This is a genomic window from Vibrio profundi, from assembly GCF_043642225.1.
GTDB classification, from domain to species: Bacteria; Pseudomonadota; Gammaproteobacteria; order Enterobacterales; family Vibrionaceae; genus Vibrio; species Vibrio profundi_A.
In genome coordinates this window covers 152,031-169,254 of record NZ_JBHZSF010000006.1, presented here as the reverse complement: position 1 = coordinate 169,254, position 17,224 = coordinate 152,031, and the positions used below count along the sequence as shown (strand labels likewise).

33 protein-coding genes are annotated in these 17,224 nt (G+C 45.1%); 4 read left to right on the top strand and 29 right to left on the bottom strand.

Annotated elements, in window-relative coordinates; genetic code table 11:
• Positions 1 to 13 precede the first annotated feature (13 nt).
• Together ACHUFI_RS11860 and ACHUFI_RS11855 are read left to right on the top strand one after the other, a co-directional pair.
• Positions 14 to 466: a GNAT family N-acetyltransferase gene (locus tag ACHUFI_RS11860; protein ID WP_394249323.1), complete on the top strand. Its 453-nt coding sequence runs from the start codon at positions 14 to 16 to the stop codon at positions 464 to 466.
• Complete coding sequence (locus ACHUFI_RS11855) at positions 466 to 1,335, top strand: DMT family transporter (protein ID WP_394249321.1); 870 nt, start codon at positions 466 to 468, stop codon at positions 1,333 to 1,335. Before ACHUFI_RS11860 ends, ACHUFI_RS11855 begins: the two co-directional genes overlap by 1 nt.
• Positions 1,336 to 1,338: 3 nt before the next feature.
• Here ACHUFI_RS11855 and ACHUFI_RS11850 read toward each other — a convergent pair whose 3' ends face one another.
• On the bottom strand, positions 1,339 to 1,902 hold the full coding sequence (locus ACHUFI_RS11850) for a LysM-like peptidoglycan-binding domain-containing protein (protein ID WP_394249319.1): 564 nt from the start codon (positions 1,900 to 1,902) through the stop codon (positions 1,339 to 1,341).
• Between the two features lie 212 nt (positions 1,903 to 2,114).
• Here ACHUFI_RS11850 and ACHUFI_RS11845 point away from each other — a divergent pair, with 212 nt between their 5' ends.
• The gene (locus ACHUFI_RS11845; RefSeq protein WP_394249317.1) at positions 2,115 to 2,735 is read left to right on the top strand and encodes an FKBP-type peptidyl-prolyl cis-trans isomerase; all 621 of its coding nucleotides are present in this window, start codon (positions 2,115 to 2,117) and stop codon (positions 2,733 to 2,735) included.
• A gap of 103 nt (positions 2,736 to 2,838) precedes the next feature.
• The gene (locus tag ACHUFI_RS11840) at positions 2,839 to 3,327 is read left to right on the top strand and encodes a DUF2780 domain-containing protein (RefSeq protein ID WP_394249315.1); all 489 of its coding nucleotides are present in this window, start codon (positions 2,839 to 2,841) and stop codon (positions 3,325 to 3,327) included.
• Between the two features lie 126 nt (positions 3,328 to 3,453).
• On the opposite strand, the gene rplQ is transcribed toward ACHUFI_RS11840, so the two are convergent.
• From rplQ to rpsJ, 28 genes are all read right to left on the bottom strand, one after another.
• Positions 3,454 to 3,834: a 50S ribosomal protein L17 gene (rplQ, locus tag ACHUFI_RS11835; RefSeq protein ID WP_004729812.1), complete on the bottom strand. Its 381-nt coding sequence runs from the start codon at positions 3,832 to 3,834 to the stop codon at positions 3,454 to 3,456.
• Positions 3,835 to 3,858: 24 nt separating this feature from the next.
• The gene (locus ACHUFI_RS11830) at positions 3,859 to 4,851 is read right to left on the bottom strand and encodes a DNA-directed RNA polymerase subunit alpha (protein ID WP_004729813.1); all 993 of its coding nucleotides are present in this window, start codon (positions 4,849 to 4,851) and stop codon (positions 3,859 to 3,861) included.
• Between the two features lie 22 nt (positions 4,852 to 4,873).
• Positions 4,874 to 5,494 carry a 30S ribosomal protein S4 gene (rpsD, locus tag ACHUFI_RS11825; protein ID WP_137358611.1) on the bottom strand — a complete coding sequence of 207 codons (621 nt, stop codon included), beginning with the start codon at positions 5,492 to 5,494 and terminating at the stop codon, positions 4,874 to 4,876.
• 31 nt (positions 5,495 to 5,525) lie between these two features.
• Positions 5,526 to 5,915, bottom strand: coding sequence for a 30S ribosomal protein S11 (gene rpsK, locus ACHUFI_RS11820; protein WP_004738778.1), 390 nt, complete (start codon positions 5,913 to 5,915; stop codon positions 5,526 to 5,528).
• A 19-nt stretch (positions 5,916 to 5,934) separates the two neighbouring features.
• Complete coding sequence (rpsM, locus tag ACHUFI_RS11815) at positions 5,935 to 6,291, bottom strand: 30S ribosomal protein S13 (RefSeq protein ID WP_017029081.1); 357 nt, start codon at positions 6,289 to 6,291, stop codon at positions 5,935 to 5,937.
• 148 nt (positions 6,292 to 6,439) lie between these two features.
• Positions 6,440 to 6,553: a 50S ribosomal protein L36 gene (gene rpmJ, locus ACHUFI_RS11810; RefSeq protein WP_000868186.1), complete on the bottom strand. Its 114-nt coding sequence runs from the start codon at positions 6,551 to 6,553 to the stop codon at positions 6,440 to 6,442.
• Positions 6,554 to 6,594: 41 nt separating this feature from the next.
• A complete protein-coding gene (gene secY / locus ACHUFI_RS11805) occupies positions 6,595 to 7,929 on the bottom strand; it encodes a preprotein translocase subunit SecY (protein WP_137358610.1) in 1,335 nt (444 codons plus the stop codon).
• 20 nt (positions 7,930 to 7,949) lie between these two features.
• Positions 7,950 to 8,384, bottom strand: a complete 435-nt coding sequence (rplO, locus tag ACHUFI_RS11800; protein ID WP_137358609.1) for a 50S ribosomal protein L15 — start codon at positions 8,382 to 8,384, stop codon at positions 7,950 to 7,952.
• A gap of 5 nt (positions 8,385 to 8,389) precedes the next feature.
• Entirely contained in the window at positions 8,390 to 8,566 is a 177-nt protein-coding gene (gene rpmD, locus ACHUFI_RS11795) for a 50S ribosomal protein L30 (protein ID WP_004736756.1), read from the bottom strand.
• Between the two features lie 7 nt (positions 8,567 to 8,573).
• Positions 8,574 to 9,074, bottom strand: a complete 501-nt coding sequence (gene rpsE, locus ACHUFI_RS11790; RefSeq protein WP_004738783.1) for a 30S ribosomal protein S5 — start codon at positions 9,072 to 9,074, stop codon at positions 8,574 to 8,576.
• Between the two features lie 14 nt (positions 9,075 to 9,088).
• Complete coding sequence (gene rplR, locus ACHUFI_RS11785) at positions 9,089 to 9,442, bottom strand: 50S ribosomal protein L18 (protein ID WP_394249311.1); 354 nt, start codon at positions 9,440 to 9,442, stop codon at positions 9,089 to 9,091.
• Positions 9,443 to 9,451: 9 nt separating this feature from the next.
• Positions 9,452 to 9,985 carry a 50S ribosomal protein L6 gene (rplF, locus tag ACHUFI_RS11780; RefSeq protein ID WP_137358606.1) on the bottom strand — a complete coding sequence of 178 codons (534 nt, stop codon included), beginning with the start codon at positions 9,983 to 9,985 and terminating at the stop codon, positions 9,452 to 9,454.
• A gap of 12 nt (positions 9,986 to 9,997) precedes the next feature.
• Complete coding sequence (gene rpsH, locus ACHUFI_RS11775; protein WP_004738788.1) at positions 9,998 to 10,390, bottom strand: 30S ribosomal protein S8; 393 nt, start codon at positions 10,388 to 10,390, stop codon at positions 9,998 to 10,000.
• A gap of 29 nt (positions 10,391 to 10,419) precedes the next feature.
• Entirely contained in the window at positions 10,420 to 10,725 is a 306-nt protein-coding gene (gene rpsN / locus ACHUFI_RS11770; protein ID WP_004738789.1) for a 30S ribosomal protein S14, read from the bottom strand.
• Positions 10,726 to 10,742: 17 nt separating this feature from the next.
• Positions 10,743 to 11,282, bottom strand: a complete 540-nt coding sequence (rplE, locus tag ACHUFI_RS11765; protein ID WP_137358605.1) for a 50S ribosomal protein L5 — start codon at positions 11,280 to 11,282, stop codon at positions 10,743 to 10,745.
• Positions 11,283 to 11,306: 24 nt separating this feature from the next.
• Entirely contained in the window at positions 11,307 to 11,624 is a 318-nt protein-coding gene (gene rplX / locus ACHUFI_RS11760; RefSeq protein WP_113795478.1) for a 50S ribosomal protein L24, read from the bottom strand.
• 11 nt (positions 11,625 to 11,635) lie between these two features.
• Entirely contained in the window at positions 11,636 to 12,007 is a 372-nt protein-coding gene (gene rplN / locus ACHUFI_RS11755; RefSeq protein ID WP_004738793.1) for a 50S ribosomal protein L14, read from the bottom strand.
• A 162-nt stretch (positions 12,008 to 12,169) separates the two neighbouring features.
• Positions 12,170 to 12,424 carry a 30S ribosomal protein S17 gene (gene rpsQ, locus ACHUFI_RS11750; RefSeq protein WP_394249308.1) on the bottom strand — a complete coding sequence of 85 codons (255 nt, stop codon included), beginning with the start codon at positions 12,422 to 12,424 and terminating at the stop codon, positions 12,170 to 12,172.
• Positions 12,424 to 12,615, bottom strand: coding sequence for a 50S ribosomal protein L29 (gene rpmC / locus ACHUFI_RS11745; RefSeq protein ID WP_004736737.1), 192 nt, complete (start codon positions 12,613 to 12,615; stop codon positions 12,424 to 12,426). Before rpmC ends, rpsQ begins: the two co-directional genes overlap by 1 nt.
• Positions 12,615 to 13,025, bottom strand: a complete 411-nt coding sequence (gene rplP / locus ACHUFI_RS11740) for a 50S ribosomal protein L16 (protein WP_004398466.1) — start codon at positions 13,023 to 13,025, stop codon at positions 12,615 to 12,617. Before rplP ends, rpmC begins: the two co-directional genes overlap by 1 nt.
• A gap of 11 nt (positions 13,026 to 13,036) precedes the next feature.
• On the bottom strand, positions 13,037 to 13,735 hold the full coding sequence (rpsC, locus tag ACHUFI_RS11735) for a 30S ribosomal protein S3 (RefSeq protein ID WP_004738797.1): 699 nt from the start codon (positions 13,733 to 13,735) through the stop codon (positions 13,037 to 13,039).
• Between the two features lie 18 nt (positions 13,736 to 13,753).
• Positions 13,754 to 14,086, bottom strand: coding sequence for a 50S ribosomal protein L22 (rplV, locus tag ACHUFI_RS11730; protein WP_004736732.1), 333 nt, complete (start codon positions 14,084 to 14,086; stop codon positions 13,754 to 13,756).
• Between the two features lie 10 nt (positions 14,087 to 14,096).
• Complete coding sequence (gene rpsS, locus ACHUFI_RS11725; protein WP_004736729.1) at positions 14,097 to 14,375, bottom strand: 30S ribosomal protein S19; 279 nt, start codon at positions 14,373 to 14,375, stop codon at positions 14,097 to 14,099.
• A 19-nt stretch (positions 14,376 to 14,394) separates the two neighbouring features.
• Positions 14,395 to 15,219: a 50S ribosomal protein L2 gene (gene rplB, locus ACHUFI_RS11720; protein WP_137358603.1), complete on the bottom strand. Its 825-nt coding sequence runs from the start codon at positions 15,217 to 15,219 to the stop codon at positions 14,395 to 14,397.
• A 15-nt stretch (positions 15,220 to 15,234) separates the two neighbouring features.
• Positions 15,235 to 15,537, bottom strand: a complete 303-nt coding sequence (rplW, locus tag ACHUFI_RS11715) for a 50S ribosomal protein L23 (RefSeq protein ID WP_004736765.1) — start codon at positions 15,535 to 15,537, stop codon at positions 15,235 to 15,237.
• The gene (rplD, locus tag ACHUFI_RS11710) at positions 15,534 to 16,136 is read right to left on the bottom strand and encodes a 50S ribosomal protein L4 (protein ID WP_032553334.1); all 603 of its coding nucleotides are present in this window, start codon (positions 16,134 to 16,136) and stop codon (positions 15,534 to 15,536) included. The genes rplW and rplD overlap by 4 nt, the downstream gene beginning before the upstream one ends.
• Before the next feature lie 16 nt (positions 16,137 to 16,152).
• The gene (gene rplC / locus ACHUFI_RS11705) at positions 16,153 to 16,782 is read right to left on the bottom strand and encodes a 50S ribosomal protein L3 (protein ID WP_004738804.1); all 630 of its coding nucleotides are present in this window, start codon (positions 16,780 to 16,782) and stop codon (positions 16,153 to 16,155) included.
• A 14-nt stretch (positions 16,783 to 16,796) separates the two neighbouring features.
• A complete protein-coding gene (rpsJ, locus tag ACHUFI_RS11700) occupies positions 16,797 to 17,108 on the bottom strand; it encodes a 30S ribosomal protein S10 (protein ID WP_102406620.1) in 312 nt (103 codons plus the stop codon).
• Positions 17,109 to 17,224: the final 116 nt, after the last annotated feature.

The window sequence follows — 17,224 nt, the reverse complement described above, 5'->3', positions numbered from 1 at the left end:
AAAGGAACATCGAATGATTACTTGGCAGTGCACCCCTTTCGCTCAACTTTCTACCACCGAACTCTACGAGCTGTTAAAGCTGCGCGTTGATGTATTCGTAGTAGAACAGACCTGCCCTTATCCAGAACTCGATGACAAGGATCACCAAGATGGAGTTCAGCATCTTTTGGGCTACCAAGATAACGAACTCGTGGCCTGCGCTCGATTGTTGCCCGCTGGCACAACATATCAACATGTCAGTATTGGACGGATTGCGACCAAGAAAAGCGCTCGAGGCATTGGACTAGGTCACCTGTTACTTACAGAAGCGCTAGATGCTTGCGAAGCACTGTGGCCCAAGCAAACTATTGATATTGGCGCACAAGAACACTTGAATAGCTTTTATCAAAGCCATGGGTTCAAGCAGATATCTGAGATGTACTTAGAAGATGATATTCCTCATATCGATATGAGGCTCAGCAAGTAGTGAGCAATACGACTGCTGCCATCCTGTTATTAGTATTTGGGAACTTGTTAGCGTCCCTCTCTGATGTCGCTGTAAAGGTACTGGATGGTGAAGTGTCCCCTTTTCAATATATGTTTGCACGGCAGATAATCTCATTACTGCTGATCTTTCCCCTCTGGTACAAACAATCCAACGCCCAACGAGCGCTAAAACAGATACCCGTGACGATAATTCGAGCCCACCTCATTCTAATTGGGAGTGGGTGTATGGTTGTTGCAGTCACATACTTACCGTTAGCGACTGCAAATGCGGTTTTCTACGCAGCGCCTCTAATTATGATTCCGCTATCCATCGTACTAGTAAAGGAAACGCCTCCTACAGCTAAGATAATAGGAACGGTCATCGGGTTCATTGGTGTTTTGATCGTATTAAGGCCTTCCCATTTCCATTGGGCAGCTTTATTTGCACTAGGGACAGCCTGCACACTCGCGCTCTTTAATGTACTGGTTCGCAAACTACCCAATGAGCAATCTGTCGTGACAACACTCTGGTGGACAACGCTATTCTCTATTCCAGTGTCGTTGGCCTTATGTGTGATTTATTGGCAGCCAATTGAATGGAAAGCAATCATGTTCATTGCCTTAAGCGCATTATGCATATTGGGGTACAATGGTTTAGCAGTGGCAGCTTATAAGAAAGGACCTGCAGGGCAAATTGCTCTAGCTGAGTATTCCGGTTTAGTCTTTGTGAGCCTGTTTGGGATCATGTGGTTCAACGAAGTACCAGATGGTTACACTGCATTAGGGATATTACTTATCGTCATCCCCCTAATGCCACTAAAATATGGGAAAGGGTTGGCTACAAAATGGAAAAGAATAGCGCAGATTTAAACGCTATTTACTTCGACCAAAGCCACCATCAGATAATCTGAAAAACATCACTGAATCACCGCTCTTCTCAAGCTGTAAGATATCTAATTGACCAGTTTCTGCTAGTTTGAAACGGACTAACTGGCCTTTTTTTATACGACTCAAAGGCTTGTCTTGGCCTTCTATTTTTACTAATGCATTAAGGTCTGATAACGGGAGATCGTTGTTTCGAAACACCTGAGCTAAAGTGTCGCCTTGCTTAACACTGTATTCTTTCCACTGACTAGACTTCAATTCTTTTTGTTCAGTACTCTTTTGCTCACTTAAACCTACCGTACTAATTTCAAGTTCAACGCGACTTGAAGGTGAAGAGGTCGAGGTTGGCTCCGCCACTTTAGGGGACGGCAGAACTGCAAGAATACCCACAACAGGAACTAAAACCATCAGAAGTTTACGGTGGAGTGACGGTAGTACATTCCAAGTATGAGAGAACTTGGATTTTATCTGGGGAACATCAATCGCGCCCAAGCGAGTTTTCACTAGATCCACATAATCAACTTTTTGCTTTTTCTTATGACGACGATTCATAGCTATATGCCCAAACTTAAAACTAGTAAGAGTATAAAAAGCAAATGCCACTGAGTATAGGTTTTTCAAACAAAGCACCAAGGAAATGACAGAATTCAAACAATTTTGAGAGCTAAATACACACCTTTCTATATAACGGACGAGCAAGGGATTTCTTCACAAAGTCAGAACTGGTATCCTTTGCCTTTCTCTACACAATAAGAGTGACATTCATGTCTGAAGTAAAATTTGAAACCGTTGAGCAAAAAGCTAGCTACGGTATCGGTCTACAAATGGGCCAACAACTTGCAGGTTCTGGTCTTGAAGGCCTAAGCGTTGACGCTATCGCAGCAGGTATCGCAACTGCACTAACTGGTGACATGCCAGCAATCGAAATTGATGAGATCAACAACGCTCTTCAAGAACTTCACACTCGCGGTGAAGCTGCTCGCCAAGAAGCGGCAAAAGCAGCTGCTGCAGACGGTGAAGCTTTCCTAAAAGACAACGCTCTACGTTCTGAAATAACAGTTCTTGAGTCTGGCCTACAGTACGAAATCATCACTGAAGGCACTGGTGAAATCCCAACTTCAGACAAGCAAGTTCGCGTTCATTACCACGGTGAACTTACAGACGGTACTGTTTTTGACAGCTCTGTATCTCGTGGCCAACCAGCTGAATTCCCAGTAACTGGCGTAATCAAAGGTTGGGTTGAAGCACTTCAACTAATGCCTGTAGGTTCTAAGTGGAAACTATACATCCCACAAGACCTAGCATACGGTGAGCGTGGCGCTGGCGCATCAATCCCACCGTTTGCTGCTCTAGTATTTGAAGTAGAACTTCTAGCTATCCTATAAGATAGTTTTAATACAAGAACTTCAATTCACGGCGATGTAACAACATCGCCGTTTTTCGTTTATAGTAATAATTCAATTTAGCTTTATTACTTAAGGACGAATAATGAAGAAAGCGCTTACCATAGCACTTGGCTGCCTGACCATTACATCATGTGCAACTACATCTGATTCAACAGATACTTCAAGTGATACAAACTACACTCAATTATCTCAAACGGCACTCACAGCCGCCTTATCTATGTGGTCACAACAAGAGCAAACCGCAGCATTAACAGAAACAGTCGCAACACAAGCTTCAGTAACTACCGAGCAAGCAGCTGGAGGAATTGGTTCGCTATTGGCGGTTGCCCAGAATTCATTAAGCTCAGCGGACAATAAAGAGTTGAATGACTTAATACCTGGTATGTCTAGCTTACAACAGACTGGCTTAACAGCCTTACTCAGTGACAATGCAGCCGTCTCGGGTGCTTTCAAAAGCTTAGGTATGGATCCGACATTAATCAGCACTTTTGCTCCCATCATTCTTCAAGCTCTTCAGTCACAAGGGGCAAGTGATTCGTTGTTAGGATCGTTAGGTTCGATCTGGGGATAAACTTGACGTCAAACGTCTGGATAGATAATGACACCTAACTAATTAAATTGATGTGTACTTAAAAAGCATTAGATACAAAAAAGCCGAGCAGATGCTCGGCTTTTTGTATTAACAATCTAGTGTAGATTACTCGGCAGCTTCTTCAGCAGCTGGGCGGTCTACAAGCTCAATGTAAGCCATTGGAGCTTTATCACCAGTACGGAAACCACATTTAAGAATGCGAGTGTAACCACCTTGGCGAGCCGCAAAACGCGGGCCTAGTTCATTAAATAGTTTTGCTACAACTTCGTTATCACGAGTGCGAGCAAATGCAAGACGACGGTTAGCAACACTGTCTGTCTTAGCTAGGGTAATCAACGGCTCAATTACGCGACGTAGTTCTTTTGCTTTTGGCACGGTAGTTTTGATAACTTCGTGGCGAACAAGAGAGCTAGCCATATTGCTGAACATCGCTTTACGATGACTGCTGTTGCGGTTGAGTTGACGACCACTTTTACGATGGCGCATGACCTAATCCTTCTAACTTTTCGATTAATCTTCAGCGATTGACGCTGGTGGCCAGTTTTCTAGACGCATGCCTAGAGAAAGACCACGTGAAGCAAGCACATCTTTAATCTCTGTAAGAGATTTCTTACCAAGGTTTGGCGTTTTAAGTAGCTCAACCTCAGTGCGCTGTACAAGATCACCGATGTAGTGAATCGCTTCTGCTTTCAAACAGTTAGCAGAGCGAACTGTTAGTTCAAGATCGTCTACAGGACGCAGTAGGATTGGATCGAATTCTGGCTTCTCTTCCTTCTCCTCAGGTACACGTACATCACGAAGATCTACGAACGCATCCAATTGCTCAGCTAAAATAGTAGCTGCGCGACGGATAGCTTCCTCAGGTTCAAGAGTACCGTTCGTTTCCATGTCGATAACAAGCTTGTCTAAGTCAGTACGCTGCTCTACACGTGCCGCTTCTACAGCGTAAGCGATTTTATCAACCGGGCTGTATGTAGCGTCAACAAGTAGACGACCGATTGGACGCTCATCTTCTTCAGTATGGATACGAGCTGAAGCTGGAACGTAACCACGACCACGTTCAACTTTGATACGCATAGCGATCTCAGCGTTGTCATCCGTTAGGTGACAAATTACGTGCTCAGGGTTAGCGATCTCTACATCACCATCGTGGGTGATGTCACCTGCAACAACAGGGCCTGAGCCTGATTTGTTCAGTGTAATAAACACTTCATCTTTGCCTTCAGCAACGCGTACAGCTAAACCTTTAAGGTTTAGAAGGATTTCAAGAATATCTTCCTGAACGCCTTCTTTTGTGCTGTATTCGTGTAGCACACCTTCAATTTCAACTTCTGTTACGGCACAACCCGGCATAGAAGATAGAAGAATGCGGCGAAGAGCATTACCTAGAGTGTGGCCAAAACCACGCTCTAATGGCTCAAGAGTTACTTTTGCGTGTGTCGTATTGATCTGTTCAATGTCAACAAGACGCGGCTTAAGAAATTCTGTTACAGAACCCTGCATTGTGTCCTCTCTTTTTTTAACCTTACTTAGAGTAAAGTTCGACGATCAAGTGTTCGTTGATGTCAGCTGATAGGTCAGAACGCTCAGGCATACGCTTGAATGTACCTTCCATCTTGCCAGCATCTACTTCAATCCAAGTTGGTTTTTCACGTTGTTCAGCAACTTCTAGAGCCGCTTTAATACGAGATTGCTGTTTAGCTTTCTCGCGGATAGAAACAACGTCGTTAGCCGCTACTTTGAAAGAAGGAACGTTTACAACTTTACCGTTAACTAGGATAGCTTTGTGGCTAACTAGTTGACGAGATTCAGCGCGAGTTGCACCAAAGCCCATGCGGTAAACTACGTTATCAAGACGACCTTCAAGAAGCTGAAGTAGGTTTGCACCTGTGTTGCCTTTAAGACGTGCAGCTTCTTTGTAGTAGTTACGGAATTGTTTTTCTAGAACGCCGTAGATACGACGAACTTTTTGCTTCTCACGAAGCTGAACGCCATACTCAGATAGACGACCGCGACGAGCGCCGTGTACACCTGGTGCGTTATCAATTTTACACTTGGTATCGATCGCGCGTACACCTGACTTAAGGAATAAGTCTGTACCTTCGCGACGGCTAAGCTTCAGCTTAGGACCCAAATATCTTGCCATGATCTTTCTCCAATATTCCTAGAAACGAAACTTAAACGCGACGTTTCTTAGGTGGACGACAACCGTTATGAGGGATTGGTGTCGCATCAACAATGTTAGTGATACGGAAACCAGCAGCGTTCAGTGCACGAACAGTAGATTCGCGACCTGGACCTGGACCCTTAACCATAACTTCCAAGTTCTTTAGGCCATATTCTTTAGCCATTTCACCACAACGCTCAGCTGCAACTTGTGCTGCGAACGGAGTAGATTTACGAGAACCACGGAAACCTGAGCCACCTGCTGTAGCCCATGCAAGAGCGTTGCCTTGACGGTCAGTGATAGTTACGATTGTGTTGTTGAAAGAAGCATGGATGTGCGCTACGCCATCAGCTACTTGCTTGCGTACGCGCTTACGCGCGCGAGTTGGTTGTTTTGCCATTGTACTCTACCTTATCCGACTATTTCTTGATCGGCTTGCGCGGACCCTTACGGGTGCGAGCGTTGGTTTTAGTACGCTGTCCACGTAGTGGTAGACTGCGACGATGACGAAGACCGCGGTAACAGCCAAGGTCCATAAGACGCTTGATGTTCATCGATACTTCACGACGTAGATCACCTTCTACAGTGTACTTAGCTACACCATCACGCAGTTGATCGATCTGCTCTTCAGTTAGTTCACTGATCTTAGCATTTTCAGCAATACCCACTTCAGCTAGGATAGCTTGAGAGCGAGTTTTACCGATGCCGTAAATTGCAGTTAATGCAATCACAGAATGCTTGTGATCAGGAATGTTAATGCCTGCTATACGGGCCATTATTCACTCCTAAGGGGTTCATAAAAGAATTATCCGCAGCAAAGCCCGTTATGGATACGCTGCGGCATACTACTTCTTTTGCACGCAAAAGGTAGGCCGAGGAATATACTCGACACTACCTTATATTTCAAGTAAAAATTTCTGCTAATTAGCCTTGGCGTTGCTTATGCTTTGGCTCACTGCAAATCACGCGAACGACACCGTTACGCTTGATAACTTTACAGTTACGGCAGATTTTTTTAACGGAAGCACGAACTTTCATTGCTAAACTCCGTAAATGGAACTGAAACTATTACCACCGAATTAACGGCCGTAACCTTTCAGATTCGCTTTCTTTAACACAGAATCATACTGTTGTGACATCAGATGAGTCTGTACCTGTGCCATGAAATCCATGATTACAACCACTACGATAAGTAGTGACGTTCCGCCGAAGTAGAAACGTACGTTCCACGCGACCATCATGAATTCAGGAATCAGACAGATAAAAGTAATGTATAGAGCGCCCGCTAGGGTCAATCTTGTCATCACTTTATCGATATACTTCGCTGTCTGCTCACCTGGGCGGATACCGGGTACGAATGCACCAGACTTCTTCAAGTTATCAGCTGTTTCACGTGGGTTAAACACCAACGCTGTATAGAAGAAACAGAAGAAGATTATAGCTGCTGCATAAAGCATTACATACAGAGGCTGACCTGGGCTAAGAGCTAATGACACGTCAGTTAACCAACCGAACGCGCTGCTTTCACCATTTTGACCAAACCACTGTGCTAATGTTCCTGGGAACAAAATAATACTTGATGCGAAAATCGCTGGAATAACACCTGCCATATTAATTTTAAGAGGCAAGTGAGAGCTTTGTGCTGCAAAAACCTTACGACCTTGTTGACGTTTCGCATAGTTAACGACAATACGACGTTGACCACGTTCCATGAAAACTACGAAGTAGATAACAGCAAAAGACAATACAGCAATCAACAGCAGAAGAAGCACATGCAATTCACCTTGACGCGCTTGCTCGATTGTTTGACCGATTGCAGAAGGCAATCCAGCAACAATACCTGCAAAAATCAGAATGGATATACCATTACCGATTCCTCGCTCAGTGATTTGTTCACCTAACCACATTAAGAACATGGTACCAGTTACTAAACTCACGGTAGCAATTAGCGTAAACATGGTTTGGTTGATAACAACCAGATTGTCGACCATGTTTGGTAAGCCAGTTGCAATACCAATAGCTTGGAATGTTGCAAGTACAAGCGTGCCGTAGCGTGTATATTGGCTGATCTTACGACGGCCTGCTTCACCCTCTTTCTTGAGTTCCGCTAACGCTGGATGAACTACAGTTAGCAATTGGACTACGATCGATGCCGAAATGTACGGCATGATACCCAATGCTAATATAGATGCACGCTCAAGAGCACCACCGGAGAACATGTTAAACATTTCTACGATGGTACCTTTTTGCTGTTCGAACAAATCGGCAAGTACAGCTGCGTCAATACCAGGAATCGGCACAAAAGAGCCGGCTCGGAATACTAAAAGAGCACCCACTACGAATAATAAGCGCGACTTTAGTTCACTTAAGCCGCTCTGAGCACTACGAAAATCTTGTCCTGGTTTCTTAGCCATCTGTACCTCGTTCCTCGAGATTATTCCTCGATTTTACCGCCTGCAGCTTCGATTGCAGCTTTAGCGCCTTTAGTCACGCGTAGACCTTTAACAGTCACAGCTTTGCTAAGTTCACCAGAAAGAACAACTTTTACAAATTCGATGTTCTTAGTGATTACGTTAGCAGCTTTTAAGCTGTTTAGGTCAACTACGTCACCTGTTACTTTCGCCAGCTCAGCTAGACGAACTTCAGCAGACACTAGGCTCTTACGAGAAGTGAAACCGAATTTAGGTAGACGTTGTTTCAGAGGCATTTGACCGCCTTCGAAACCTGGACGAACAGAGCCGCCAGAACGTGACTTTTGACCTTTGTGGCCGCGGCCACCTGTTTTACCAAGGCCAGAACCGATACCACGACCTACACGCTTCTTAGAAGGTTTAGAGCCAGCAGCCGGTGATAGAGTATTCAAACGCATTCTGATTACTCCTCAATCTTAACCATGTAGTAAACCTTGTTGATCATACCGCGTACGCACGGAGTATCTTCAAGTTCTACTGTATGGTTGATGCGACGAAGGCCTAAACCTTTCAAGCACGCTTTGTGCTTAGGTAGGCGACCAATTGAGCTTTTAGTTTGAGTTACTTTAATAGTTGCCATAGTGTTCTTACTCCGAAATAGATTCAACAGTTAGACCACGTTTAGCAGCAACCATTTCTGGTGACTTAACGTCTACTAGAGCACCAATCGTTGCACGAACGATGTTGATAGGGTTCGTAGAACCGTATGCTTTAGAAAGTACGTTATGTACGCCCGCAACTTCAAGTACAGCACGCATTGCACCACCGGCAATAACACCTGTACCTTCAGCAGCTGGCTGCATGTAAACTTTAGAGCCCGAATGACGACCTTTCACCGGGTGGTGAAGTGTGCCTTCGTTAAGCGCAACAGTAACCATGTTACGACGCGCTTTTTCCATTGCTTTTTGAATCGCAGCAGGTACTTCACGAGCTTTGCCGTAACCGAAACCTACGCGACCATTACCGTCACCAACTACTGTTAGTGCAGTGAAGCTCATGATTCGACCACCTTTAACCGTCTTAGAAACACGGTTAACTGCGATCAGCTTTTCTTGCAAATCATTAGCTTGTTGTTGTTCTTTAGCCATCTTCCAACCCTACCTTAGAATTTCAGACCAGCTTCGCGAGCAGATTCTGCTAGCGCCGCTACTCGACCGTGGTATTGGAAACCAGAACGATCGAAAGCAACATCTGAGATGCCTTTTTCGATAGCGCGCTCAGCAATAGCTTTACCTACAGCTTTAGCAGCGTCAACGTTACCAGTATTCTTAACTTGCTCACGGATCGCTTTTTCTACAGTAGAAGCAGCTGCGATAACCTCAGAGCCGTTTGCCGCGATAACTTGTGCGTAAACGTGGCGAGGAGTACGGTGTACTACCAGGCGAGTTGCACCAAGTTCTGCAATCTTACGACGTGCACGTGTAGCACGACGGATGCGAGATGCTTTCTTATCCATAGTGATACCTTACTTCTTCTTAGCTTCTTTAGTACGCACATTTTCATCTGCGTAACGAACACCTTTGCCTTTGTAAGGCTCAGGTTCGCGGTAAGAACGAATGTCAGCCGCAACTTGACCAACTAGCTGCTTATCACAACCAGTAATAATGATCTCAGTTTGGCTAGGGCATTCAGCTTTAATACCTTCAGGTAGAGCGTGCTCTACTGGGTGAGAAAAGCCAAGTGTTAGACCTACAGCGTTGCCTTTCATAGCAGCACGGTAACCTACACCTTTAAGCACTAATTTCTTAGTGAAGCCCTGAGTAACACCAACAACCATGTTGTTAACTAGAGCGCGAGCTGTACCAGCTTGTGCCCATGCGTTAGCAACACCTTCTTTCGGACCGAAAGTTAGGTTGTTTTCTTCCTGTGCAATCACTACTGCGCCGTTAAGAACGCGAGTTAGCTCACCTTTACCACCTTTTACAGTGATTTCTTGGCCGTTTAGTTTCACCTCTACGCCAGCTGGAATAGCGACAGGTGCTTTAGCAACACGAGACATAGTCTACTCCTATTAAGCTACGTAACAGATGATTTCACCACCAAGACCTGCTTTGCGAGCAGCACGGTCAGACATAAGACCTTTGGAAGTGGAAACAACAGCAATACCAAGACCGCCCATCACAGTTGGTAGAGAGTCTTTATTTTTATAAACTCTTAGACCAGGACGTGATACACGTTTGATTTGCTCGATTACAGGTTTAGCTTGGAAGTACTTAAGAGTAACTTCTAGCTCAGGTTTTGCTTCGCCTTCAACAGCGAAGTCAACGATGTAACCTTCAGCTTTAAGCAATGCAGCAATTGCAACTTTAAGCTTTGAAGAAGGCATTTTTACAGCAACTTTGTTTGCTGCCTGACCGTTACGAACGCGGGTCAGCATATCCGAAATCGGATCTTGCATGCTCATAAGATTTACTCCAAATGATTAAGTGGCAATTACCAGCTAGCCTTACGAAGACCCGGAATCTCGCCTTTCATGCAAGCTTCACGAACCTTAATACGGCTTAGACCGAACTTACGTAGGTAACCGTGTGGACGACCAGTTTGGTTGCAACGGTTGCGCTGACGTGATGCACTTGAATCACGTGGAAGAGATTGCAATTTAAGAACTGCATTCCAACGATCTTCTTCAGATGCGTTTACATCGCTAATGATAACTTTTAGCGCAGAACGCTTTTCAGCGAACTTAGCTACTAGTTTCGCACGTTTAGCTTCACGTGCTTTCATTGATTGTTTAGCCATAACAGTAACCCTACACCTTACTTACGGAATGGGAAGTTAAAGGCAGCCAGCAGAGCACGGCCTTCCTCATCGGAACCAGCAGTCGTCGTGATAGTGATATCAAGACCGCGGACACGATCGACTTTATCGTAGTCGATTTCCGGAAAGATGATTTGCTCGCGAACGCCCATGCTGTAGTTACCGCGACCGTCAAAAGACTTAGCGCTAACACCACGGAAATCACGTACACGTGGAAGAGCAATAGAGATTAAACGCTCTAAAAATTCCCACATGCGCTCACCACGCAAGGTTACTTTACAACCAATTGGGTAGCCTTCACGAATTTTGAAACCAGCTACAGATTTACGCGCTTTAGTGATAAGAGGCTTTTGACCAGAGATCGTTGCCATATCAGCTGCTGCGTTTTCTAGCAGTTTCTTATCGTTGATTGCTTCACCAACGCCCATGTTTAGGGTGATTTTCTCAATCCTAGGGACTTGCATGACGCTTGTGTAGCTGAACTCTTTGGTAAGCTCAGCGACTACAGACGACTTGTAGTAATCATGCAGTTTCGCCATAGTAGAACTCCAAATTACTTCTAATTAGTTAGAAACGATTTCGCCGTTAGATTTAAAGAAACGAACTTTCTTACCATCTTCAATACGGAAACCGATGCGGTCTGCTTTACCAGTAGCCGCGTTAAAGATTGCAACGTTAGAAGCATCAATAGCTGCTTCCTGTTCAACGATGCCGCCTTGTTGACCTAGAGCCGGTACAGGCTTTTGGTGTTTTTTAACAAGGTTGATACCTTCAACGATAACTTTGCCAGTTGTCAGAACCTTAGTTACCTTACCTTTCTTGCCTTTATCTTTACCAGCAAGAATGATTACTTCGTCATTACGACGGATTTTAGCTGCCATGTTGCCGCTCCTTACAGAACTTCAGGTGCTAGTGACACAATTTTCATGAATTTCGCGTTACGAAGTTCACGAGTCACAGGACCAAAGATACGTGTGCCGACTGGTTGCTCAGTAGTGTCGTTTAACAATACACAAGCATTACTGTCGAAGCGAATGACAGAACCGTCTGGGCGACGAACGCCTTTACGGGTGCGCACTACTACCGCCTTCAGAACATCACCTTTTTTTACTTTACCGCGAGGAATTGCTTCCTTAACTGTAACTTTGATGATGTCACCGATATGTGCATAACGGCGGTGAGAGCCACCCAGAACCTTAATACACATTACCTTGCGCGCGCCAGAGTTATCTGCTGCGTCAAGTGTACTTTGCATCTGGATCATTGTTAGTGCTCCGCTAAATATTAAAACTAGACCCTCTCGGGTCGGGCTGCCTCTTTAAAAGGGACGCGAATTGTACCACCCTTTTTTTAAATTGGGTAGACAAAAAACAAGCGGCCCCAAAAAAAATTTTGGAGCCGCTTGGAAGTTATAGAATTACAAAGATTAAATCTTTGCTTTTGCTATAACTTTAACCAATGTCCAAGACTTAGTCTTAGACAGAGGACGACACTCAGCGATTTCAACTTTGTCGCCTAGGCCACATTCGTTGTTCTCGTCGTGTGCGTGTACTTTAGTCGTGCGCTTAACGTATTTACCGTAAATTGGGTGTTTTACAGTACGTTCAATAGCAACAACGATAGACTTGTCCATCTTGTCACTTACAACACGACCTTGCTGGATGCGGTTAGTTTCGCTCATTATGCGCCTGCCTTTTCAGTCAAAACAGTTTTCACACGTGCGATATCACGGCGTACAGCTTTTAGAGTATGAGTTTGCTGAAGTTGACCAGTCGCAGCTTGCATGCGCAAGTTGAACTGTTCACGTAGCAAATTCAAAAGCTCAGCGTTAAGCTCTTCAACGTTCTTTTCGCGTAGATCTTGTGCTTTCATCACATCACCTGCTTAGTTACAAAAGTAGTTTTAACAGGCAGTTTACGTGCCGCTAGGCGGAACGCTTCACGTGCCAACTCTTCAGGTACGCCATTCATCTCGTACATAACCTTACCAGGTTGGATTTGTGCTACCCAGTACTCAACGTTACCTTTACCTTTACCTTGACGAACTTCAAGAGGTTTTTCAGTAATCGGTTTGTCTGGGAAAATACGAATCCAGATTTGACCTTGACGCTTAATGTGACGCGTCATAGCACGACGTGCCGCTTCGATTTGACGAGCAGTGATACGGCCACGGCCTACAGCTTTAAGACCGAATTCGCCGAAGCTCACTTCAGTACCTTTAGCTAGACCACGGTTACGACCAGTCTGAACCTTGCGGAACTTAGTACGTTTTGGTTGTAGCATCGTTCGACTCCTTACTTACGGCCTTTACGCTGCTTCTTAGGCTTATCGCCTTTAGGCTCTACTGCGTTAGCAGCTGGCATACCGCCTAGAATCTCACCTTTGAAGATCCAAACTTTAATGCCGATCACACCGTATTGAGTGTGAGCCGAAGAAGTTGCGTAATCAATGTCTGCACGTAGAGTGTGTAGAGGCACACGGCCTTCACGGTACCACTCAGAACGTGCGATTTCAGCGCCGCCTAGACGACCACTTACTTCCACTTTGATACCTTTAGCGCCTAGACGCATAGCGTTTTGTACTGCGCGCTTCATAGCACGACGGAACATAACACGACGCTCTAGTTGAGACGCGATGCTATCAGCTACTAGCTGACCATCTAACTCAGGCTTACGTACTTCAGCGATATTAATTTGCGCTGGTACACCTGCGATTTTAGCTACAGCTGCGCGTAGCTTTTCTACGTCTTCACCTTTCTTACCGATAACAACGCCAGGACGAGCAGTGTGAATAGTCACACGGATGCTCTTAGCTGGACGCTCGATAACGATACGAGATAGTGATGCTTTTTGTAGTTCCTTTGTAAGGAACTGACGTACCTTGAAGTCGCCGTCTAGGTTGTCAGCGAAATCTTTGGTATTAGCAAACCATGTAGCATTCCAAGGCTTAACGATGCCAAGACGAATACCATTAGGATGTACTTTCTGACCCATTGCTTACTCTCCTAGTCTTTAGCGATCTGCTACAACAATAGTGATGTGGCTTGAACGCTTCAAGATACGATCCGCACGACCTTTAGCACGAGGCATAATACGCTTCATGATAGGGCCCTCATCTACGAAGATTTTAGCGACATTTAGATCGTCGATATCTGCACCTTCGTTATGTTCCGCGTTAGCGATAGCTGACTCAAGAACCTTCTTAACTAAAACAGCAGCTTTTTTGTTGCTGAAAGTTAGGATTTCTAGAGCTTGGTCTACCGACTTACCGCGAATTTGGTCTGCAACTAAGCGAGCTTTCTGTGGAGAAATACGAGCAAAGTTATGTTTAGCTAAAGCTTCCATCATCTACTCCTTACTTCTTCTTAGCTTTCTTATCTGCAGCATGACCGCGATAAGTACGAGTTGGTGCAAATTCGCCCAGTTTGTGACCGATCATTTCTTCAGTTACAAATACTGGTACGTGCTGACGACCATTATGGACAGCGATGGTCAAACCAATCATTGTTGGGATGATCATTGAGCGACGGGACCAAGTCTTAATAGGCTTTTTGTCTCCGCTTTCCACCGCTTTCTCTACCTTCTTCAGCAAGTGTAGGTCAATAAAAGGACCTTTCTTGAGAGAACGTGGCATGGCGATTCCTCTTTATAGATTATTTGTTACGACGACGTACGATGTACTTGTCAGTGCGCTTGTTCTTACGAGTCTTGAAGCCCTTAGTAGGAACGCCCCAAGGAGAAACTGGGTGACGACCACCAGATGTGCGGCCTTCACCACCACCGTGTGGGTGATCCACCGGGTTCATTACTACACCACGTACGGTTGGACGTACGCCGCGCCAGCGTGAAGCACCAGCTTTACCAAGTTCACGTAGCATATGCTCAGAGTTACCAACTTCACCGATCGTTGCACGACCTTCAGAAAGTACTTTGCGCATCTCACCAGAACGTAGACGGATAGTTACGTATGCACCGTCGCGAGCAACGATTTGAGCATAAGCACCAGCCGAACGAGCTAGTTGAGCACCTTTACCAGGCTTAAGTTCAACACAGTGTACAGTAGAACCTACTGGGATGTTGCGCATCGGCAGAGTGTTACCTGCTTTGATTGGCGCATCTGCACCAGATTGAATCTGGTCACCTGCTTGAACACCTTTAGGTGCAATGATGTAACGACGCTCACCGTCTGCGTACAGAACTAGAGCGATGTTTGCGCTACGGTTTGGATCGTATTCTAGACGCTCAACTTTCGCTGGGATGCCATCTTTAGTACGTTTGAAGTCAATTACACGGTAGTGATGCTTGTGACCACCACCGATGTGACGTACTGTGATACGACCGTTGTTGTTACGACCACCGTTCTTAGAGTTTTTCTCTAGAAGAGGTGCGTATGGCTTACCCTTGTGTAGGTCAGCGTTAACAACTTTAACGACGTGACGACGACCAGGGGAAGTCGGCTTACATTTAACAATAGCCATTTTTAACTACTCCTGTTATTCCGCGCCGCCAACGAAGTCAAGATCTTGACCTTCTTTCAAAGTAACGTAGGCTTTCTTAACGTCTGAACGACGGCCTTCACGCATACCTTGACGTTTGGTCTTACCCTTAAGAACAAGAGTATTTACAGACTTAACTTCAACTTCAAATAGCTTTTCTACAGCTGCTTTGATCTCTTTCTTAGTTGCATCTTTAGCTACTTTGAAAACGATAGTGTTCGCTTTCTCAGCTGCCATAGTAGCTTTTTCAGAGATGTGCGGAGCACGTAGAACTTTTAAGATACGCTCTTCAGTGATCATGCTAGCGACTCCTCAACTTGCTTAACTGCGTCAGCAGTCATTAGAACCTTGTCAAACGCAATTAGAGATACTGGGTCGATACCAGCAACGTCACGTGCGTCAACTTTATATAGGTTGCGAGCAGCTAAGAATAGATTTTCATCTACTTCGCCAGTAACAATCAGAACGTCGCTTAGCTCAAGCTCTTTAAGCTTAGCTACAAGTTCTTTTGTTTTTGGTGCTTCTACTGAGAAGTTATCAACAACGATTAAACGCTCTTGACGAACAAGCTCAGAAAGAATGCTCTTCATAGCACCACGGTACATTTTTTTGTTTACTTTTTGGCTGTGATCTTGAGGTTTCGCAGCAAAAGTAACACCACCTGTACGCCAGATTGGGCTACGAATTGTACCAGCACGTGCGCGGCCAGTACCTTTTTGACGCCATGGCTTAGCGCCACCGCCAGATACTTCAGAACGAGTCTTTTGAGCACGAGTACCTTGACGAGCACCTGCTGCATATGCAACAACTACTTGGTGTACAAGAGCTTCGTTGAAGTCACGTCCGAAAGTAGTCTCGGAAACAGTTAGTGCATCAGCACCTTTAACCATCAATTCCATTACTTACTCCTAGACGTTATGCTTTAACAGCAGGTTTTACGATCACGTTGCCGCCTGTTGAGCCTGGTACTGCACCTTTAATAAGAAGCAGATTGCGCTCAGCGTCAACACGTACGATCTCTAGGTTTTGAGTCGTTACACGCTCAGCACCCATGTGACCTGCCATTTTCTTGCCTTTAAACACGCGACCTGGAGTTTGACATTGGCCAATTGAACCCGGTGCACGGTGAGACAAAGAGTTACCGTGAGTCATATCTTGAGTAGAGAAGTTCCAACGCTTAACTGCGCCTTGGAAACCTTTACCTTTAGATGTACCAGTAACGTCTACTTTTTTAATTTCGTTGAAAAGTTCTACGTTTAGCTCAGCGCCAACTTCAAACTCTTCGCCGTTTTCTAAACGGAATTCCCAAAGACCGCGGCCTGCTTCTACACCCGCTTTCGCGAAGTGACCAGCTTCAGGCTTAGTTACACGGTTAGCTTTCTTAGCACCAGTAGTTACTTGGATTGCTGCGTAGCCGTCGTTCTCTAGAGTTTTAACTTGAGAAATACGGTTCGCTTCAACCTCAACAACAGTTACTGGGATAGAAACGCCTTCTTCAGTAAATACGCGGGTCATACCCACTTTACGTCCGACTAGACCAATCATTATTCTTATCTCCCTTAACCTAGGCTGATTTGAACATCAACGCCAGCAGCAAGATCAAGACGCATAAGAGCATCAACAGTTTTATCTGTTGGCTCAACGATGTCGATCAAACGCTTGTGAGTACGGATTTCGTACTGGTCACGTGCATCTTTGTTGACGTGTGGAGAGACAAGAACAGTGAAACGCTCTTTACGAGTAGGAAGTGGGATAGGACCACGAACCTGTGCGCCAGTACGTTTTGCTGTTTCAACGATTTCCGCTGTTGAAGCATCGATTAGTTTGTAATCGAAAGCTTTAAGGCGGATACGAATACGTTGGTTCTGCATGAGACAGAGCTCCAATTATTAAAAATTACACAAACAATATCGCCACTCAAACTCGATAAAACGAGAGAATGCCGATTGATTTATGTGAAACCGTAGCATCCAAAATTAGGACGCAT

Excerpts from the sequence above, each read along its gene's own strand:
- rpsD (WP_137358611.1), bottom strand. The coding sequence starts at position 5,494 with ATGGCAAGATATTTGGGTCCTAAGCTGAAGCTTAGCCGTCGCGAAGGT.
- rpsK (WP_004738778.1), bottom strand. The coding sequence starts at position 5,915 with ATGGCAAAACAACCAACTCGCGCGCGTAAGCGCGTACGCAAGCAAGTA.
- ACHUFI_RS11845 (WP_394249317.1), top strand. The coding sequence starts at position 2,115 with ATGTCTGAAGTAAAATTTGAAACCGTTGAGCAAAAAGCTAGCTACGGT.
- rpsH (WP_004738788.1), bottom strand. The coding sequence starts at position 10,390 with ATGAGCATGCAAGATCCGATTTCGGATATGCTGACCCGCGTTCGTAAC.
- rplB (WP_137358603.1), bottom strand. The coding sequence starts at position 15,219 with ATGGCTATTGTTAAATGTAAGCCGACTTCCCCTGGTCGTCGTCACGTC.
- rplV (WP_004736732.1), bottom strand. The coding sequence starts at position 14,086 with ATGGAAGCTTTAGCTAAACATAACTTTGCTCGTATTTCTCCACAGAAA.
- rplW (WP_004736765.1), bottom strand. The coding sequence starts at position 15,537 with ATGATCACTGAAGAGCGTATCTTAAAAGTTCTACGTGCTCCGCACATC.
- rplC (WP_004738804.1), bottom strand. The coding sequence starts at position 16,782 with ATGATTGGTCTAGTCGGACGTAAAGTGGGTATGACCCGCGTATTTACT.
- rpsM (WP_017029081.1), bottom strand. The coding sequence starts at position 6,291 with ATGGCCCGTATAGCAGGCATTAACATTCCTGATCACAAGCATTCTGTG.
- rpmJ (WP_000868186.1), bottom strand. The coding sequence starts at position 6,553 with ATGAAAGTTCGTGCTTCCGTTAAAAAAATCTGCCGTAACTGTAAAGTT.
- rpsE (WP_004738783.1), bottom strand. The coding sequence starts at position 9,074 with ATGGCTAAAGAACAACAACAAGCTAATGATTTGCAAGAAAAGCTGATC.
- rpsS (WP_004736729.1), bottom strand. The coding sequence starts at position 14,375 with ATGCCACGTTCTCTCAAGAAAGGTCCTTTTATTGACCTACACTTGCTG.
- rpsQ (WP_394249308.1), bottom strand. The coding sequence starts at position 12,424 with ATGAGCGAAACTAACCGCATCCAGCAAGGTCGTGTTGTAAGTGACAAG.
- rplE (WP_137358605.1), bottom strand. The coding sequence starts at position 11,282 with ATGGCGAAACTGCATGATTACTACAAGTCGTCTGTAGTCGCTGAGCTT.
- rplQ (WP_004729812.1), bottom strand. The coding sequence starts at position 3,834 with ATGCGCCATCGTAAAAGTGGTCGTCAACTCAACCGCAACAGCAGTCAT.
- rplP (WP_004398466.1), bottom strand. The coding sequence starts at position 13,025 with ATGCTACAACCAAAACGTACTAAGTTCCGCAAGGTTCAGACTGGTCGT.
- ACHUFI_RS11830 (WP_004729813.1), bottom strand. The coding sequence starts at position 4,851 with ATGCAGGGTTCTGTAACAGAATTTCTTAAGCCGCGTCTTGTTGACATT.
- rplR (WP_394249311.1), bottom strand. The coding sequence starts at position 9,442 with ATGGATAAGAAAGCATCTCGCATCCGTCGTGCTACACGTGCACGTCGT.
- secY (WP_137358610.1), bottom strand. The coding sequence starts at position 7,929 with ATGGCTAAGAAACCAGGACAAGATTTTCGTAGTGCTCAGAGCGGCTTA.
- rpsC (WP_004738797.1), bottom strand. The coding sequence starts at position 13,735 with ATGGGTCAGAAAGTACATCCTAATGGTATTCGTCTTGGCATCGTTAAG.
- rplD (WP_032553334.1), bottom strand. The coding sequence starts at position 16,136 with ATGGAATTGATGGTTAAAGGTGCTGATGCACTAACTGTTTCCGAGACT.
- rplX (WP_113795478.1), bottom strand. The coding sequence starts at position 11,624 with ATGGCAGCTAAAATCCGTCGTAATGACGAAGTAATCATTCTTGCTGGT.
- rpsN (WP_004738789.1), bottom strand. The coding sequence starts at position 10,725 with ATGGCTAAACAATCAATGAAAGCACGTGAAGCTAAACGTGCGAAACTA.
- ACHUFI_RS11850 (WP_394249319.1), bottom strand. The coding sequence starts at position 1,902 with ATGAATCGTCGTCATAAGAAAAAGCAAAAAGTTGATTATGTGGATCTA.
- rpmD (WP_004736756.1), bottom strand. The coding sequence starts at position 8,566 with ATGGCAACTATTAAAGTAACTCAAACTAAAAGCTCAATTGGTCGCCTA.
- ACHUFI_RS11840 (WP_394249315.1), top strand. The coding sequence starts at position 2,839 with ATGAAGAAAGCGCTTACCATAGCACTTGGCTGCCTGACCATTACATCA.
- rplN (WP_004738793.1), bottom strand. The coding sequence starts at position 12,007 with ATGATCCAGATGCAAAGTACACTTGACGCAGCAGATAACTCTGGCGCG.
- rpsJ (WP_102406620.1), bottom strand. The coding sequence starts at position 17,108 with ATGCAGAACCAACGTATTCGTATCCGCCTTAAAGCTTTCGATTACAAA.
- rpmC (WP_004736737.1), bottom strand. The coding sequence starts at position 12,615 with ATGAAAGCACAAGATCTACGCGAAAAGAACGTTGAAGAGCTTAACGCT.
- ACHUFI_RS11860 (WP_394249323.1), top strand. The coding sequence starts at position 14 with ATGATTACTTGGCAGTGCACCCCTTTCGCTCAACTTTCTACCACCGAA.
- rplO (WP_137358609.1), bottom strand. The coding sequence starts at position 8,384 with ATGCGTTTGAATACTCTATCACCGGCTGCTGGCTCTAAACCTTCTAAG.
- rplF (WP_137358606.1), bottom strand. The coding sequence starts at position 9,985 with ATGTCTCGTGTTGCTAAAGCACCTGTCGCTATTCCAGCTGGCGTAGAG.